Origin of the sequence: Pseudomonas sp. R4-39-08, assembly GCF_003852275.1 — a bacterium.
In the GTDB taxonomy this organism is placed as follows: domain Bacteria; phylum Pseudomonadota; class Gammaproteobacteria; order Pseudomonadales; family Pseudomonadaceae; genus Aquipseudomonas.
In genome coordinates this window covers 3,955,253-3,971,734 of the sequence record NZ_CP027733.1, presented here as the reverse complement: position 1 = coordinate 3,971,734, position 16,482 = coordinate 3,955,253, and the positions used below count along the sequence as shown (strand labels likewise).

General features: G+C 60.6%; 6 protein-coding genes. 3 read left to right on the top strand and 3 right to left on the bottom strand.

The window, feature by feature from the left end:
* Positions 1–73 precede the first annotated feature (73 nt).
* From C4J88_RS18270 to C4J88_RS18260, 3 genes are all read left to right on the top strand, one after another.
* Positions 74–592 carry a DUF2059 domain-containing protein gene (locus tag C4J88_RS18270; protein ID WP_003236690.1) on the top strand — a complete coding sequence of 173 codons (519 nt, stop codon included), beginning with the start codon at positions 74–76 and terminating at the stop codon, positions 590–592.
* A gap of 6 nt (positions 593–598) precedes the next feature.
* Positions 599–892, top strand: a complete 294-nt coding sequence (locus C4J88_RS18265) for a BolA family transcriptional regulator (protein ID WP_124407768.1) — start codon at positions 599–601, stop codon at positions 890–892.
* A gap of 138 nt (positions 893–1,030) precedes the next feature.
* On the top strand, positions 1,031–4,018 hold the full coding sequence (locus C4J88_RS18260) for an RHS repeat-associated core domain-containing protein (RefSeq protein WP_124407767.1): 2,988 nt from the start codon (positions 1,031–1,033) through the stop codon (positions 4,016–4,018).
* Between the two features lie 73 nt (positions 4,019–4,091).
* On the opposite strand, the gene C4J88_RS18255 is transcribed toward C4J88_RS18260, so the two are convergent.
* Genes C4J88_RS18255 through C4J88_RS18245 form a run of 3 tightly spaced genes read right to left on the bottom strand, consistent with a single transcriptional unit; the run spans position 4,092 to position 16,311 of the window.
* Positions 4,092–8,675, bottom strand: a complete 4,584-nt coding sequence (locus tag C4J88_RS18255; RefSeq protein ID WP_124407766.1) for a SpvB/TcaC N-terminal domain-containing protein — start codon at positions 8,673–8,675, stop codon at positions 4,092–4,094.
* Positions 8,672–13,486 carry a neuraminidase-like domain-containing protein gene (locus C4J88_RS18250; protein WP_124407765.1) on the bottom strand — a complete coding sequence of 1,605 codons (4,815 nt, stop codon included), beginning with the start codon at positions 13,484–13,486 and terminating at the stop codon, positions 8,672–8,674. The genes C4J88_RS18255 and C4J88_RS18250 overlap by 4 nt, the downstream gene beginning before the upstream one ends.
* A 2-nt stretch (positions 13,487–13,488) precedes the next feature.
* The gene (locus C4J88_RS18245) at positions 13,489–16,311 is read right to left on the bottom strand and encodes a Tc toxin subunit A (RefSeq protein WP_124407764.1); all 2,823 of its coding nucleotides are present in this window, start codon (positions 16,309–16,311) and stop codon (positions 13,489–13,491) included.
* Between the last annotated feature and the right edge of the window lie 171 nt (positions 16,312–16,482).

Below are 16,482 nucleotides of genomic sequence, written 5' to 3'. Positions count from 1 at the left end.
TGAGCCGCGAGGTTTTTTAGGCGCAGAATGGTCGCCCTTGGGGTTTTACCTCGCCTGCTAGAAAGGAAACTCGATGACTCGTCTTCGTGCCATCTGTACCGCGGTTGCTCTGGTTTGCGCCAGCGGCCAGGTTTTTGCCGATACCGCCAGCCACAACGCCAGTGCCGAAGCCTTCCTTACCCTGGCCCACGCTGACAAGCTGGGTACCCCGGTATACATGCAAGTGCAACAAATGTTCGCCCAGCGTTTCGAACAGACCAAGGCGCCTGCCGCCAAGCAGTCGGTTCTCGACAGCTACCAGGCCAAGGCCAATGCCGCCTTGGACCAGGCTATCGGCTGGCCGAAGCTGAAGCCGGACATGGTCAAGCTCTACACCACCAACTTCAGCGAATCGGAGCTCAAGGACCTGGTTGCCTTCTACCAGTCGCCACTGGGCAAGAAAGTCCTGGAAAAAATGCCGCAACTGACCCAGCAGTCGGCCCAGATGACCCAGGCCAAGCTGGAAAGCGCCGTGCCGGTGGTGAACAAGCTGTTGGAAGACATGACCAACGAGCTGACGCCCAAAGCCGCCGCACCGGCCAAGAAGAAGTAAGCAGGAATGACCATGCAACAGCGTATCGAAACGGCACTCGCCGCCCTGGGCCCGCAACACTTGAGCGTGCTGGATGAGAGCCACATGCACAGCCGTGGGTTGCAGACCCACTTCAAGGCCGTGCTGGTCAGCCAGCAATTCGAGGGGCTCAACCGCGTCAAGCGCCACCAGAAGGTCTATGCCAGCCTGGGTGACCTGATGAACGAGTTTCATGCGCTGGCGCTGCATACCTACACGCCTGAAGAATGGGCGAACATCGACGCAGCGCCGGCTTCGCCGACCTGCGCCGGCGGGCATTGAGCGCAGCCTCGACCCGCGCGAGCGGGTCGGGGCGATGCCAGTACCCGGATACACAAAACATCCTCCAGCACCACCTTGCTCCACCCCCGCATCCCTAGGCTTTCAGGACTACTTATTGAGCAATAAGGTCTTGAGGTCATGCCTGATTCCATCCATCGAAACACGCCGTCCCTGGCCGCAGTCGACCCGCGTGGGTTAATTGTTCGTAACATCAACTACCACCGCGCAAGTCCAGAGGTTGAACCGCAGGTGCGCGTTCATCGTCAAGTGTTTGGCAGTACGGGCTTGATGATTGAACAATGGGACCCGCGTTTGTTGCAGTTGGCCCGCGCACAGCCGGACGCTGCGCCCAATCAACGCACGGTCTATAGCCTTGGCGGACAAGCGTTGCGCACCGACAGTGTGGATGCCGGCTGGCGGCTGACGCTGATGGGGGAGGCCGGGCATTTACTGGAAGAATGGGATGGGCGGGGCGCGCACCAGGCTCATCGCTACGATCAGTATCTGCGTCTGGTCGCCGTGTTCGAGCAAGCGGTCAGTGACGAGCAAGCGCGGTGCGTCGAGCGTCTTGCCTATGCTTTATCCTCGGCTGAAGAGGTCGCACGCAACCGCTGTGGCCGGGTGATTCGCCACGATGACGGCGGCGGCTCATTGTTCCACGAGGCGTATGGGCTGCACGCGCAGGTTGCGCAGCAAACCCGACGCTTCCGGCTGGCGGGTGCCGCGCTGGATTGGCCGCAGCCCGATGCACAACGCGAGCAGCGCCTGGAGGCCGAGACGTTCCAGACATCCGTGGGGTTTAACGCCCTGGGTGAGCGGTTGCATCACACGGACGCCAAGGGCAATCGCTTCGACTACGCCTACGGCATTGACGGCCAACCGGCGAGTATCGCTGTGACGCCCAGAGGCGGCGTGCGTACGCAGGTGCTGGGCGAGCGCCGCTACAATGCAGCCGGCCAGGTGCTTGGCGAGCGCGCCGGCAATGGCGTTGTGCGGGCCATGCACTACCGTGAGTTCGATGGTCGCTTGCGGCGAATGACTGCCCATCTGCCCGCACAACCGGGTGCGGCGCTGCAAGACCTGCGCTACGCCTATGACGGCGTTGGCAACGTCGTGCGGGTCGACGACCTTGCCCAGCCGACGCAATGGTCCAGCAACACCCAAGTCGGTTCGGCCAGCCTTTATGAGTACGACACGTTGTCGCAACTGACCAAGGCCACCGGCCGCGAAACCGCCGGCAACCCGGGAGGCCCGGCGTTACCGGCCAGGGTAGCGTTTGGCTCGACTGACGACAGCGTATGGCGTCGCTACACCCAGCGGTTCAGCTATGACGCCGCCGGCAACGTGCTCACGTTGCAACATGTGCCCAGCAGCGGCACGGGCTTCACGCGGCAGATGAGCGTGGCCGCAGGCAGCAATCATTTTCTGCCCCAGGCCGATGGCACCACCGCGCCGGGGTTGGGCCAGGGCTTTGACCGCAACGGCAACCTGCAAGCGCTGGCAGGCGACCACCCGATGGGCTGGGATGTGCGCAATCAACTGGTGCGCCTCACGCAGGTACGACGCGCGGGCGGCAACGACGATGAAGAACGCTACGCCTACGATGCCACCGGCCAGCGCATCCTCAAACGCCGGGTCGCCCAGGCCCGGGGCGTGATGCACACCGCCGAGGTGCGCTACTTGCCGGGACTGGAAATTCGCCATGACAGCGCAACGGGGGAGCAACTGAATGTCCTCAACCTCGATGCCGGAACCACCACCGTCCGTGTCCTGCTTTGGGATCGCCACCCTTCGAGAGGGCGCCAGGACGCGCAGATCCGTTACGGCTTGTCGGACCACTTGGGCAGCAGCAGCCTGGAACTGGGCGAGCAGGCGCAACTGCTCAGCCAGGAAAGTTATTACCCCTATGGTGGGACCGCGTGGTGGGCGGCAAAAAACGCCAGCGAGGCGAGTTACCGGTTCATCCGTTATTCAGGCAAGGAGCGCGATGCCAGCGGGCTGTCTTACTACGGCTACAGGTACTACGCACCGTGGTTATGCCGCTGGATCAGCCCGGACCCGACCGGCGATGCCGATGGCTTGAACCTGTACGCGATGGTTGGCGGTAACCCGGTCACCAGGGACGATGCGCAAGGGCTGGCCGCAACCCCGGCTTTGGAGGCGCCCCGGGACAAACAAATACGCAGGCTTTCCATCAGCCGCAGGCTGGCGAATATAGGGTGGATTATGCGCTCGAGGATACAAGCGGCCTCGTCGGCCGCGATTCGCGATGGTTTATCTACCTATATCGCCAATGCCGTCGCGACGGGTGTCGAGCTGGCGGTATTCAGCACTCTCCAGCCCACGCCGGAACGCAATCAGGCCTTGCGCTATAGCGTCGTCGCGCTGGATGCCCTGGCCACGTTCCATATGAGCACCGGTATCGCCGGTAACTGGACCCGCATGGCGCCACAGATCGGTGCTATTTCGGCAAGCCTTGTGGGCGCTGCATATGCCGTCCAGGTTGACACGCTGAGCGTTCAAACCGAGGAACAGTGGGACCCCATAGCGGTGCAACGGTTGAGCGGGCATGTTCGCTCGCTCTCCAGGGAACTGATGCAGCAGATCATGCGTGGTCACGGCAGCGGGTCATCCTGGGGCAGCACGCCCCTGCGGGCCAGGCTCGGCCGCACCGCCGGCGCGACGGCAGCGTACGCGGTCGCCACCGTCGCCAACGCGGTGTACGGCGGCGAAGTGCCTGCGCTGATGCAACCCAATGTGTCCCCCGCAGTTGAAGCCTACGATGGGGCGATGGGAGCGATGATTCGTAGCGGTCACTCCACGGCCGCCCACGATGCCCATGGCCTGACCGTGCAGACGCCGGACCCTGCAGCGCTGATGCACGGCGGGCTAAGCAGAATGTTCAATCAGGTGTGGACGTACTGGGCCGCGACCGGGATTGAGGCGTTGGCCGTTGCGCTCACGGGCCTGCCCCAGGCTGCGCAAAGCGGGAGCACTCGCACGATAGTGAGGGTGGCCCGCGGCCTGATTGCAGCACTGACCGAATGGCGCGGCTTTTTCGTAGTGTATGCCAGGCGCGGGTACACAACCCTTGCCTCGAACTGGAGCGCAGCCCGGCGATCCTGACAAGCACAAGGATGGGCCGTCGCGGCGGCCCATGTTTGCGTGTTACCAAAAGTTGTTTACCTATCGACAGCCCTCAGGGGTTGTCAGTCAGTACCTGGGCGGGGTGCAGCTCGTCGTAGGTGTCGTTTTCGTCCTCATTGACGGTGTACCAGGCCCAATAGGTGGTGCGCCGCATGAATCCTCCTGCGGTGAGTGTCTGTGTCGGGCGCCCGAGAGGGTCATACAATTGCCGGTCGCTGTGGCCCAGCTCGCGCATGGAGTGATCGTTGACGTAGGCGTGGCTGTTGGCGAAGTAGGCGCGATAGAGGCGTATGACCAAGCCCTTGTTGTTGTATTCGACACGCTCGCTGACGCGCCAGCGGGGGGCGGCGTGCACTTGGCGCAGCTGCTGCTTTAAGATGCCGGATGCATCCGCCAGCTTGTCGACCAACAGGTCGCCCTTCTCGTCGACTGCATGGGCCGGGCCTGGTTCGGTCTTCTGCTTGGTCTGCAATGAACGGCCGAAGCCATCCCAGCAGGTCAAGGTCATGCGCACCTGTCGTTCGGCATCGCCGGGGTAGCGGTCGGCTTGCAGCACGAGCCCATGTACCGGCGTCCGGCTGGCCGCATCGATCAGCGCCTTGAGTTGTACTTCGCTGTCGCTGAGCGTTTGACGACCGTCACTCAGGCGCAATCGCGCGCTCATGCGGATATGCCCGCCGGGGAGCAGGTAGCCTTTGGTAATCCACTCGGGCTTGACCTGGGCCGGGTCGATGCTGCCCATCCAACTGAACGGGGCGTAGCAGTGCGCGCTGGCCATGTCTTGCAACACGCTTTGCGCCTGTTCGATGGCAGACCCAGGCGTTACATGCTCGAGCGGACGGTAGCTGTCCAGCGCGGCGAAGCCCACCCTGAGGCTTTGTTCATGGCCGTGAAAGCTGCTGGCAAGCAACTGTCCAAAACCGTCATAAAGCGCCTCTTGAACCGTGCCGTTTGGGTCGACGATTTTTGTCGGCAGCAGCAATCGATAGTCGTATTCGGCTACGGTCACGCAATCGTCGGGGGCTTTCACCCGCAGGGTTTGCAGCGTGTAGGCGTCGTATTGAAGGGTCGTTTCGCCGTGGGCCTTGGTGGCCTGCAGGGCCCTCAACCGACAAAACCGGCTGGGCTTGTCATAACGGGGAAAGTGGCGGCAAATCGACCACAGGCGGTTTTGCGCGGGCGGCGCCTCGCCGTCGAACAGAAAAAACATCGCCATGGTGCGATAGCCACTCTCGGTGAGCGTTTGCACCAGGTCCACCGTGGGTTGGTTGGGCATGGCCGGGATGTCGTTGTAAACCTTCAAGGCCTGGTCATCCAGCTCGGCGGTTTCCAGGTAATCGGTCAATGCCTGGGCTGTGGCGACGCCGGGGTCCAGGGTTTTACCCAAGCCACCGGCCTGCCGGTAGCGCTGTACCGACAAGCCGCTCAGTGTGCGTAAAGCCCCTGCGGCCAATGGTCCGTCGCGAGTGTCGATGAACCGTTCATAGGTGATGCGCGCGGGGGCCAGCCCGCCAGGCGCCGGCGCTTTGCCGAGCACCAGGGCGTTGTCTCGTTGGCGGTAGGGCAAGGCCAGGCGCCACTGCTGTGCGCCGTCCAGGTGAATCGGCTGTGCCAGCGTTTCGCTCAGGTAATAGGACTGTTGCGCGCTGTCATGGGTATCGCGCCACCAGCGCTGTTGGTGCTCATTCACCAGCACGGCGGGTGGCGGGTCGCTGGCGGTGGTACGGCGGGCATAATGCAGGGTCACGCCATGCACCAGGCAACCATAGGCGTCCCAGCGCAGGTTGATCTGGTGCTGGCAGAGGGGATCGTCTGCCACGCCTTCATATTGATAGCTGATCGACTCCAGGGCTAATGGCAGCAACCGGGCGTAGGGCGTATGGGCACTGGCCGGCGCCAGTTCGCGGACCAGATACCGCTGGTGTTTGACCGAGTAGGGCACGGCGTCGTGCGCCGGGTCCGCCGCCATCACCTCGACCCGCAGCACACTGCCACTCAGTGCACGGGCCACTTCGCGTGCCAGCGCCGGCGCAGGATCGCTGATCAAGTCGTCGTGATGATCCAGCGGCCCTGCCTGGGCGGTCGCCCTGTAGCGGCTTACCAGCGTGCGCCCGAGGGTCTTGGCTTGCGGGTCGTGAGGGCTTTGGTCGAGGGTGGGCATGTCAAGGGAGCGACCGGTATGAAACCAGGTTTTGCTGCGCAAGGCTGCGCTGGAACCTGGCGGGTTGCGTGCGTCCTTGCGGCGTTCGGTGTCGGTTTGCAGCACCAGCCCGAAGCCACGGAACTCGCGATCCAGGCGGTCGTAATACGCCTGGCGATAGCTCAGGCGCTGGGTCAGTTGGTTGCCGGTGATCTCGTCCCGTTGGTTTTGTTGGCTGACCAGCAGCAGCGCAAAGGGTAACCGGCTGATCGCAGGCTGGCCCGTGGCATGCAGCTCGCGTTTTTCGTCCAGCCACTCCTGGGCACTGCTGCGATAGTTGATCAATGCCTGGGCGCCCATGTTGTTATCGGTGCGCCTGAGGAGCCAGGGCTTGTGGCTGAAAAAGTCATAGCGCCAGTGGATGGAGCTCTGGTGGGCAGCGGTCAGGATCAGGCTCGGACAGCCCTGGCCGAGCACGTCGATAACGCTGACCTGGCAGTGGTCGTCATACTGCACGCCCTCTGGCCACGGTACGTTGATCGCTTGTGTCTCGAAGCCGTTGCCGCCTTTGTTGAGGAAAATACTCAGGTGAGCGGCGCTCAAATACAGCAGGTCTGCCGCGCCACCGCCATTGAGGTCGACGAGCAGTACATGCGCCGCGTTGAACGTATGATAACGCAACGGCAGCGTGGCCAATACGAACCCCTGGCCAAAACGGCCGCGACCCAGGTTCGGCCAACATTTCACTTCGTTATGCCGGATACGCACCAGATGCTGTTGGCCGGTGGCGAGCACATCGCTGAACGCCACCAGTTCGTTGGGCGAGGAGGAAATGACCGGCAAGCCATCGTCGGGCCCATGCGGCACCTCGGTGGCGGGTGCGAAGCCGGATGCCCGGCGATGTTCATACAGGCGCACGCTACGCGGGCCGATCATCGCAAAATCATGACGGCCTGCCCCCATCAAGTCAGCGAGCGTGCCCTGCGGGTGGAAGAATTCCGACGGGAATGCATCGAACGGCGTATAGGCTGACCAGTTGCGCTGTTCGTCAAGGCTGAAAAAACCGTTCATCCCGGGCCCCGCCACCAGCCAGTCCAAACGCCCGTCGCCGGTCACATCGGCCAGCGCCTGGTGGATGGGCCGGGTGCTGTCGGCCACCGGCAGCCGCGTCAGCTCCACGGCCGCGCCGTAGGTCACCTCGTTGCTGGTGCGCGGGTGTTGCGGCCTGAGCGGTTCATGGTAATACCAACATTTGTCTGCGCGGTACAACACACCGGGCAGGCCTTCGCCATACAGATCCACCAGTTGATAACGAGCGCCGCCATGCGGCTTGGGCAATGCAGCGAATGCCTGGTAGCGGCCAGGGTCAACCTTGAGCTGGCTCGACTCATAAAGGCACTCCAGCGGCGGGCGGCTCACGCTATTGCCCGCGCTGTCGAAGGCTTGCTCATGCACCGCGCTCAACAGGCTGACTTGCGAGGAGATGCGGTATTCCAGCAGCAGGCGCTGGACCAGCACCGGGTCGACGCCCATTTGCGTTTCTTTGGGGAAGTGGTGAAACATCAGGATCTGGCCGCAGCGGCGCAGGGTGCGTAACTCGAAGCCGAAGGCAAAATCCGAGCAAGGGTCGGGCCGTGTCGGCCAGTCCTGGATTTTCAGATACGTCGGGCGCTTATCCAGTTCGAGGGCGCGTTCGCCATAATCGAAGAGCAATTGAAAGTGCCAGCCCATGTCCGGTTTATCGTCGGTCTGCCAGAGGTAAAGCTGCTCCTGCTCCCTGGCGGTGAAGTTGCCGTAGCAGACGCTTTGCAGGTAATGCCGGGCGCGGCAGTCCCTGGGGTAGCGCGCGGTGTCGGTTTCTTTCGTGTAGTGATAATAAATGTGCTCGCCGTGGGCGTTCAGGCTTTCCTGCAACAACCACTGCGCCACATGGTGCGGCTGGTCTGGATCGGCAATCCGGGCCAGCGCGGTTTTTCCGTAAAGGTGCTGGCTGCCATCGGCACCCTGTATCAACCAGAAGCCGGCCGTGTCGGTTGCCGATTGCCAGTGTTCGATACGGTCGAAGCGGCCCTCGACCCTGGGGAAGTGGCGGGTGACCGTATACGCGATGGGCAGTGGCAAACCATTGAATGCCGCGTGGCTGCTGCTGATGATCGCGCCCTCGGCGTCGCGTTCCGGTAGCCAGATTTGCGCGTCGGGGCCCACCAGCACATCGTGCATCGTGTAGCCAGGCACGCCATGGGAGGTGCGCCGGCTGACGGCAGGCTGGGGCACCCCCCAGCCCAGGCCGAAGGGGCCGTTACCGGCGCCGCTGTGGTAGGTCAGCGACATGGCCGGCGCGTAGCCACGGCCGGGCGAAATCGGCAAGGCAATTTCAAAGCTTGCCGTACCGCTGGAGCCGATATCGCCCCAGCCCTTGCCGGTGCCCTGGATGGCCGCACCGCCTTTGGGCAGCGCCGGGGTATTGACCTGTAGCATGGAAGTGTCGTCGCTCATGCCTGACCCCCACTGGCAGCGGCTGCCCTGGCGGTGTAGCGCAGGTGAATGACAATATCGTTGATGGATTCCAGGACGGCTTTTTGCCCGCTCGGGTTGGGGAATTGCAGGGTCCAGTCGGAGATGGCCCCCGTGTATTCGAACGGCAAGTAACGCTCGTTGCTGTCGAACGTGAGGGTGAACAGGCCGTTGTCATCCAGCCCGGTGGACAGTGCGATTTGCTGATGGGCACGCCGGTCCGTGCGCTGCTCGCCGGTGGGCAGTTCGATTTGGTTGCGAGTCTGGGTCAGTATCGCCTTGATGTCTTCATAGGGGCCCAGGGTCGCGGGCAACGATACGCTGATGCCCTTGATCCGTCGCAGGATGTGCCCGGGGTAATCCTCTTCGAACAGTGCCGCAGGTAATTTGAAGCACAGCGTGCCTTTAGTGACCAGTTGTCGTTTATGAGCAGTCCACTTCTCTTCAGTCGTGGGAGGCGGCGTCTGGGAGGTGTCGGTTGCGGGGGGGGAGAGCTCGCACTCGTGCAGGCGGTGGCGCAGGGAAATGGTCTTGACGATCTCCAGATCCCGCACGTTATGGTTCAAATAGGCCGCGTTCATGTTCAACAGCGACAGCTTCAGGGCTTCACCCGCCAGATAGCCTCGGTAGTTGTTGTTCCAGGCGCCCGGCTGGATAAACGTGCGCGCATAGTCCGCTATCTCGTACTGCCAGCACGCCTGGGCGCTGCGGCACAGGGAAAGGCTAAGGTCATAGACTTGGTAATAGAACATGCTCAACTGAGCGTTGAGCCAGTCATACAGCTGTGCCTTGGAAAAGCGCTTGGCCAACAATTGATAGTTCGACCAGGCTTGGGCCAGGGAGGTCTGGGCCAGGCGCAATTGCAGGCGCGTGGCTTTTTCCTGCTCGGCATAGGCCTGTAATTGGGCATCGACCTGGGCCAGTTCGAGTCGGGCCTGCTCCTGGGCATGGGCCCACTCTTGCGCCCGGCGGTTGAATTGCTCGGAACGATCCAAGTCTGCGGCGGTGCCGCGCAGCGCCGTGGCAACGCCTTGGGCGATGGCTTGGGCGGCATAGAACGGGCCTTCCCAACGCGAGCCGCCGACACTGGTACCGAAGATATTGGGTGCCACCATCGCGACGCCGGCCGCTGCGGCGGCGGCGCAAGCGGCGGTGTCGAACCCGGTGCTGATCAGGTAGAGCAAGCCTGCCTGGGATTCGCCGGGGCTGATGCCTTCGGTGAGCTGGTGTGCGTAGTAGTGCATCCGCGACTCGATCATGCGTCGGCTGGCGTCGAGCGCCTGGCGGTTCCTTGCGTCGATCTGCAACGCCTGGGTTTGCTGGGTCACGACGATATTGGCCAGGTCCCACGCCTGTTGTTGCTGTAACTCCAGATATTCCGCCTGTTCCTTGCGTTCAATCAGGGTCAGCACCGTACTGCCGAATTGAATCACCGCTTCGGCGGCCGTGAGCGCGTGGCCCGACATGACCTGGAAGCGATAGTGGCCGACGTGCGCGTCGACGAACGGCGCGGCACCACTTTCGCCGAAAGCCCCTTGGCCTTGGGCGGCCAGCAGTTTGAGAGGCGACAGCGGCGCCCCGTAGAGCGGCAGGTGCAAGGGTTTACCGGTGATGTCCAGATTGTGCCGCAGATTATGCAGACGGCTTTCGAGCTTGTCCCAGCGCGCCACCAGTTCGGCGTTGAAAGGCAGGCGCAGATTATCGGTGTCCGTGAGCCAAGGCAGTGCATCGCTTTCGACCGCCAGGTTGACGTCGATGGTCGAGTTGGTTTGCTCAAGTTTGGCCAGGGCCTCAGATCCCTGCGTGGCCAGCGCGCCAAGGGTGATTTGCGCCCACGGTTCAGTGATGCTGACCCTGGGGCGTGAGCCAAGGAAATGCTGGGTTCGGGTGTACCAGAGTTTGGCTTGGGTCAGGCTGTCCGGGGTGAGCTGGCGATAGTCTGCATCGCCGCGATTGAGCAGGATGTCCAGGTAAAACAGGTAGATCGCCTTGCGAAAATGCACGGGTGAGCGTATCGCCAGTTCGTGGGGATCGTGGCTGGTGTAGCCGGGCAACCGTTCTTCACGGGCCAGTTCGCGCAAACCCCAAAAGGCAGGCCGTTTGCTGGACGCCTCGGCGGCACGCCCAGGGTCGAACAGATAGCCGAGCCAGGCTTGCGCTTCGGCATAGCGTTGCTCCTGATTCAGGCGATGGGCTATCAGCCAGGGCGCGTACAGGAACAGCTCCCAGAAATACTTGCCGTTAGCACCCGTGAAGTCGATGCCTTCTGCTGTGCCGCTAGGTGTGAGTGGCGGCTCTTTCCAGGTTTCTGGCGTTAACGAGAACAAATGGTCAAGGCTGACATTGGCCGCCTGGACCAGCTTGGCGGCAATACAGGTATTCATGCGCAGGGTGGCGGGCATGCCGGCAGGCAGGCTTGCCGAATTGTTGGAAAAGTCGATGAATTCAGCGGTGCCGAGTTCGCCCGATTCGAGTCTTTTGATCGTCGGCGCCAGTTGCGGGTTGAGCGTGGGGTCAGAAACAGGTGTGGTCAGCGTCAGGGTTGTCGTATTCAACGCATAGCCGAGGATTTTCGCGCCGCCTTCGCCAGGCTCAAGCGTTACCACCCCATGTAGCAGGGTGAAACCGGACTTCATCTGCGCCTGCGTCACCGGAATGCGCGTCGTGACCCGATGCCCGTCAGGCAATTCGGGACTGGACCCGGTGAGGCTTTCGTGAGCGGTGTCCTGGAAACTGATGATGCGATGAGAGTTGGCAGTGATGTTTTCGGTGAATGGGTAGTCTTTGAAGTTCGCACTCATGATGACGTGTTTATAGGCGCGTAAGTTGGGCGTGGTCACGTTTGCCTTTCGAACTATCAGTGTGTTTTCCGAATGCAGCTTGTTTTTATTATCCTCTGGACTGGTATAGACGTGATAACGGTCGAGGTTGATATGGAACTGTTTGTGTGTGTATAAATTTACGAAAGCGTTTTTGTCGACATAGTTACCGTCCAGCAAAAGGTTGTTTTGCGCATCTATTCGATGGGTAAACAGTGCGCCGTCAGCATCACTTACAGCGTTAGGGAATTCCTCATGGGTGGTCGAATTTTTTAAATACAGTGCGCAGTACTCAGTTCTCTGCTTTGTGGAGGCACCGCTGATCATAGAGCCCTTGCTCAGTTTAAGTTGAGTGGCTTTGGGGTCATCCAGCGCATCATGGGTCATCAGCTTGATAGTGACATCCTGCTGTTTATCCAAGATGACGGCGTACTGGTGCTGGAAACGGCCACTGAGAGTAGAAGAGAACACAAGTTCCTGAGTGTTTGAATCGAAAGAAACGTCAGTGGTATCGGTGTTTTTTATGTTTGTCTGTTTTTTTTCAAAATTCCAATGATCGTTTTCTTCGAAAATCATTTGCGACGCGATAGTAATTTCGTAGTCGGCTTTGGGCGCTATTTTAAACTGCAAGTTGCCCTGGTTCTTGTGAGCGAAGAGCGTGAGAAACTGCCGGGCGCTGTCAGGCAGCAATTCGCTGTAATACCCGTTAGTGCTCTGCAGCTCGCCCTTGAGTATGGCCTGTACTTCGGTCTTCTGGGACGGGTCGAAGGGTTCCATCAGCCGGTTTATTTCTTCGGCCAGCGCTGAGCCGGGCAGCACGCTATAGCGTCCGGGGCTGCCGCCATCGGCGACGGTGGTGATAGTGAAGGACTGGTCGATATGGACGGCCTGGAAAAACCTGCCAATGAAATTATCCTGCTGTTTGGGATCTTTACGGCTGGTAGCGAGCACACTTAAAAAAAGCACGGGCGTGCTCTTGCTGTCGACGATTGCCACCGTTTGCGTAATGCCTTTGAGCAGCTCCGAACTGGATGCGTTAACGTCTTCGGTGGCGCAATATTGCTCAATGCACGCCTGAGGCACGCTCCAACTGCCGTCATGCTTCTTATACGAAAAATTGAGCCGGAATTTGACGTAGTGGGTGTTGATCCAATCGGCCAGATCTTCCTTTTCCTCCGAATCCGATCGCGCCGGCTTGAACGAACTGGACGGGGTGGGTTTGATGCACTCGGCCCAGATGAAAAATAGCCGGCTATTGAAGTACACCGGCCGGATACTTTGCTCGGCGGTGGCGTCGGAGACCGACAGGTTGATTTTTTTCCAGTCTGACCAGGCGTCCTGCAAGAGCACCGCGCCGGAGCGCCTGGACAGGTCCAGCGAGCGCCAGTAATAGGTGTTCTCGGAGGTGGATTTACCGACGAAGTAATAGGTGCCGCTGTGCAGGTTGTTCAAGTCGGCGTCTATATAGCCGTTGAGTGTGCGTATGTTGGCGGTTTCCTCGAACCTGGCCAGATACTGCTGAACCGCCGTGGTGACGGTGTCCGCTTGAATTCGGTATTGGCTGAGGTCGTTTTGCAACTGGTGAAAATTGTCGGTCCTGTTCCGTCGTAACGTCGGGTCCAGATAGTTGGCCGGGTGGTAGTGCAATTGCTGACTGGCACTCCACAGCGGGTAGGTGTGCAACTGTTCGCGCCAGATCTTGTTTTGTTGCGCGGTCATGCCCTGATGGGCATAGCCCGGCTCCAGGCCCAGTTCAATACGGCTGATGTATTGCTGCAGGCTGGAAATGGCACAGGCTACCGGGCTGGTCGGCACGGCTTGGCTGACTTGTACGTCGAGTAGCCAATACGCATAAAGGTCATCGGCATTGCCGATGGTTGCCTTGAGCGCATCAGGCACTTTATGGGTGAGGTAGTACGCGAGCATGGCGTCGCGCAGGCTTTCATTAAGCTGTTGGTCAAGCGAGTGAGACATGATCAGTCCTTGAGCAGGTCGGTAGGAAAAGGCGTGTTGACGGGAGAGGCATGGGCACTCGTGAGCGCCTCACCGACGGCCTTCCATTGAGCGAACGTCGAGTTGGTTTCAAGTTGGCTGGCTGCAATCAGCAGGTTGGCCGACAGGCCGGTTGCAGTGCTGGCTTGGCGGCAGCGCAGCAGCCAGTCCAGGCGATCCATGGAGGTAATGCGTGGAGGGTTCAGTTGGCTGCTGAAGACGGTTATTTCGCTGGCACTCCAGCCAAAAAGTCGGGCGAGATGCTCGCTGGTTTCTTCAGTGTTGTGTTGTGCCGCGCGATTGGGCTGCGCGTTGGCCTGTTCGAAGTAATCGAGAATTTGTCCTTCCGTCAGGCCAAAACGCTCAATGCATTGGTTGAACTGCTGAATGAGGTAGAGGGTGTGCGGGGTCAGTTCAAGGACCGAAGACGCTTGATAGCCACTGTCCAGCCAGTGTGGGTTTATCAGAAACTGATCAAGCGCCTGGCGGCTGAGCGGCAATTGCAGAACATCGACGGCGTGGGGGAGCAGCAATATCAGATAGCCGAGGGTTTGCAGGGGTGGGGCTGCAGGCGCGTGCAAGCGCAGGAAATGGTTGTCATATTTTTGATGACCGTTGGCATCGCCTGGCAGCTGGGGTACGGCGCGGATGATCTCTTTGAGGCGTAGATACAGCGCCCAGAACTCATTACGCACCGTCTCCATCAGGGTACGAAGCTTGGGTTTGGCTCTCTCGATATAGTAGGTTGTGCGATTAGCGTCCGTGCTGATGGCAATGGCGGACAGCGCTTGCTCGACCGCCATCTCAATGCTCGTGTTTGAGCGCATCCGTTGCAGTACTTGCTGGGCCAGGGCTTCCCAGTCCACGGCGGGCAAGCGAACTGCTTCATCAGCGGGTTGCTGGGGAAGTTCAAGCAGGTTCAGCTGTTTGGAGAGAGAAGCCTGATCATAGGCCGCGAACTCTTTCAACAGCAGGTTGATGGCCGGGTCCTGGACCTGCTGATCGAGCAATAGCTGGTGCCTCAACAGTGACAGGCTGTTGCCATTCTCCTTGAGCCAACGGCTGGCCCATTCCAGGTGCATGAGCATATCGAGAAAGTCAGCCACGCCTTTCGGCTTGCGTCTCAGCGTTGGGTGACGCAGTTGCGTAAGAAAGGGCGTCGTGCCGGGCAACTGCAGCAGTTGCTGGCATTCCATGACCGACAAGCCGAACAGCCGAGCGATTCGCGCTTGCCGATAGAGTGCGCTGACGGTCTCGACCGTGCGGGTTTCGGGCTCATCGGCGATCAGCAGTTGCAGCGAGTCCTGGGTGTCTTGCAGGCCCAGCGCGGCGCAGAGTTGTTGCCGGGTGGTTGCGTCGAATGCCTGCTCGTCCAGACACAGCGCAGGCAGGGCCGAACCCGCGCGGTTGAACACCTGATCGAACAACGACACGCGCTCACCCGAACCGTGAACGGGCAACTGATGGAGCCAGGCGGCAAACTCTTCGGCTTGCAGGCTGTAGCGCTTGCTCAGATAGCAAAAGACCCCCAGCGCCCGAAGGGTGTTATGGGTGATCAGCAGCGCGCGGTTGCTGGCGCCTTCGCAGCGCATCGCGCTGACCAGCAACGTGTCCAGTTGCGCGAAAGGCAGGCCGAGCCAGCGCTGCAGGCGAATCATCCGTTGCAGCCTGTCGAAGCGTTCAAGGCTCACGTTGACCAGCTTGGCGGGGGCGTCTTTGTTCAGGCTGATCGCGAGTGTGGGGGCAGATGCAAGCGCGCCGTTGATGTAACAGGCACCGTAAGTGAGGCCGATGGGCTGTTTGCAGTTTGGCGATTGGCGCGGTGCTTGTGTCTGCTGTGCCAGCAGCGCTTGAAGTTGTTCGGCATCCAGTTGCGTATGCTGCAGGAAATCAGTGACGTCTTCCGGCCCCTTTTCAGCCGTCCAGTTGAAGTACGTGCGATAGAAGGTTGGCGCGCCCTGCGCCGTTACCCAGTCTCTTTTCAGCAGGGCCTGTTGTTCAGGGCTCAGCCCGGATAACAGGCATTGCACCTCATTGTTGCGGGTAACGACTTGCCCGTAAGTGCTGGTTGCTCCCGCCAGGGGCAACTGGCGACTGATGCGATAGTTCAACTCACCCAACATCGGCTTGTCGCCCGACAAGCCCAGCCGGCATTGCTGGTGGTGGAAATGATACGGCAGTGAAAACGGGTACCAGGTGTTGCTCAGCAGCGAGTAGGCGTCGTCGGCGTCGGCGATATTGCTGAGCAAGGTCTGATTGATGATCGACAACATGGGCACCTGGCCCGTAACGCTGTGTTGGTCGATCAACAGGTCCTTGAGGTCTGCACGCCGGGCGGACAGCTTGAGCACGTCGGCCCCCTTGGCATTCTGTTCCAGTTGCAGGGCGAACAGATAAAGCGCGCGCAGGTAGGCAGCCGGCGAATCGACCGCGGCAATGGACGCGTTGGCGCAGAACTGTTCGCGATTTTCGTTGAACAAGGCCTGGTAGGTGGCATCGGTATCGGCGGCGACATCGCGTTTAGCGCGCAGGGTAGGGCGCTGCGACGAGACCTGCTGTTCGCGAAACAACCTTTCCAGTTGCGCTGCCGCGCTCTTGGCCTTGCGGTATACCGCGTGGGCATCGTCATCGTTGCAGGTGGCCAGTTGCTCTGCGAAGGCCTTTTCGCTGAGGCGCACGATGTCGAATACCGAATGAATGTCGAGGCGCTGCAGCGCGGTGTTGAAATCGTCCCGACCGGGGGCGGGAGGGTGTGCGTGATCAATCAGTTGGGCGAGCAAGGAGCTGCTGTCGGCTTGCATATTCATACGTTCCTTCACGCCCGCCGATGGGTCCGGCGGGCAATGAAAAACGCTATCACGCAGGTTAACGGGGCCAGGCATAGCTATCTACAGGCATCGTCGGCCCCTGCCGGTTGAGGCATCCATACACCGATACCACCTCTGTGCAGGCATGAACCCTAGGCTTTGCTGACCATT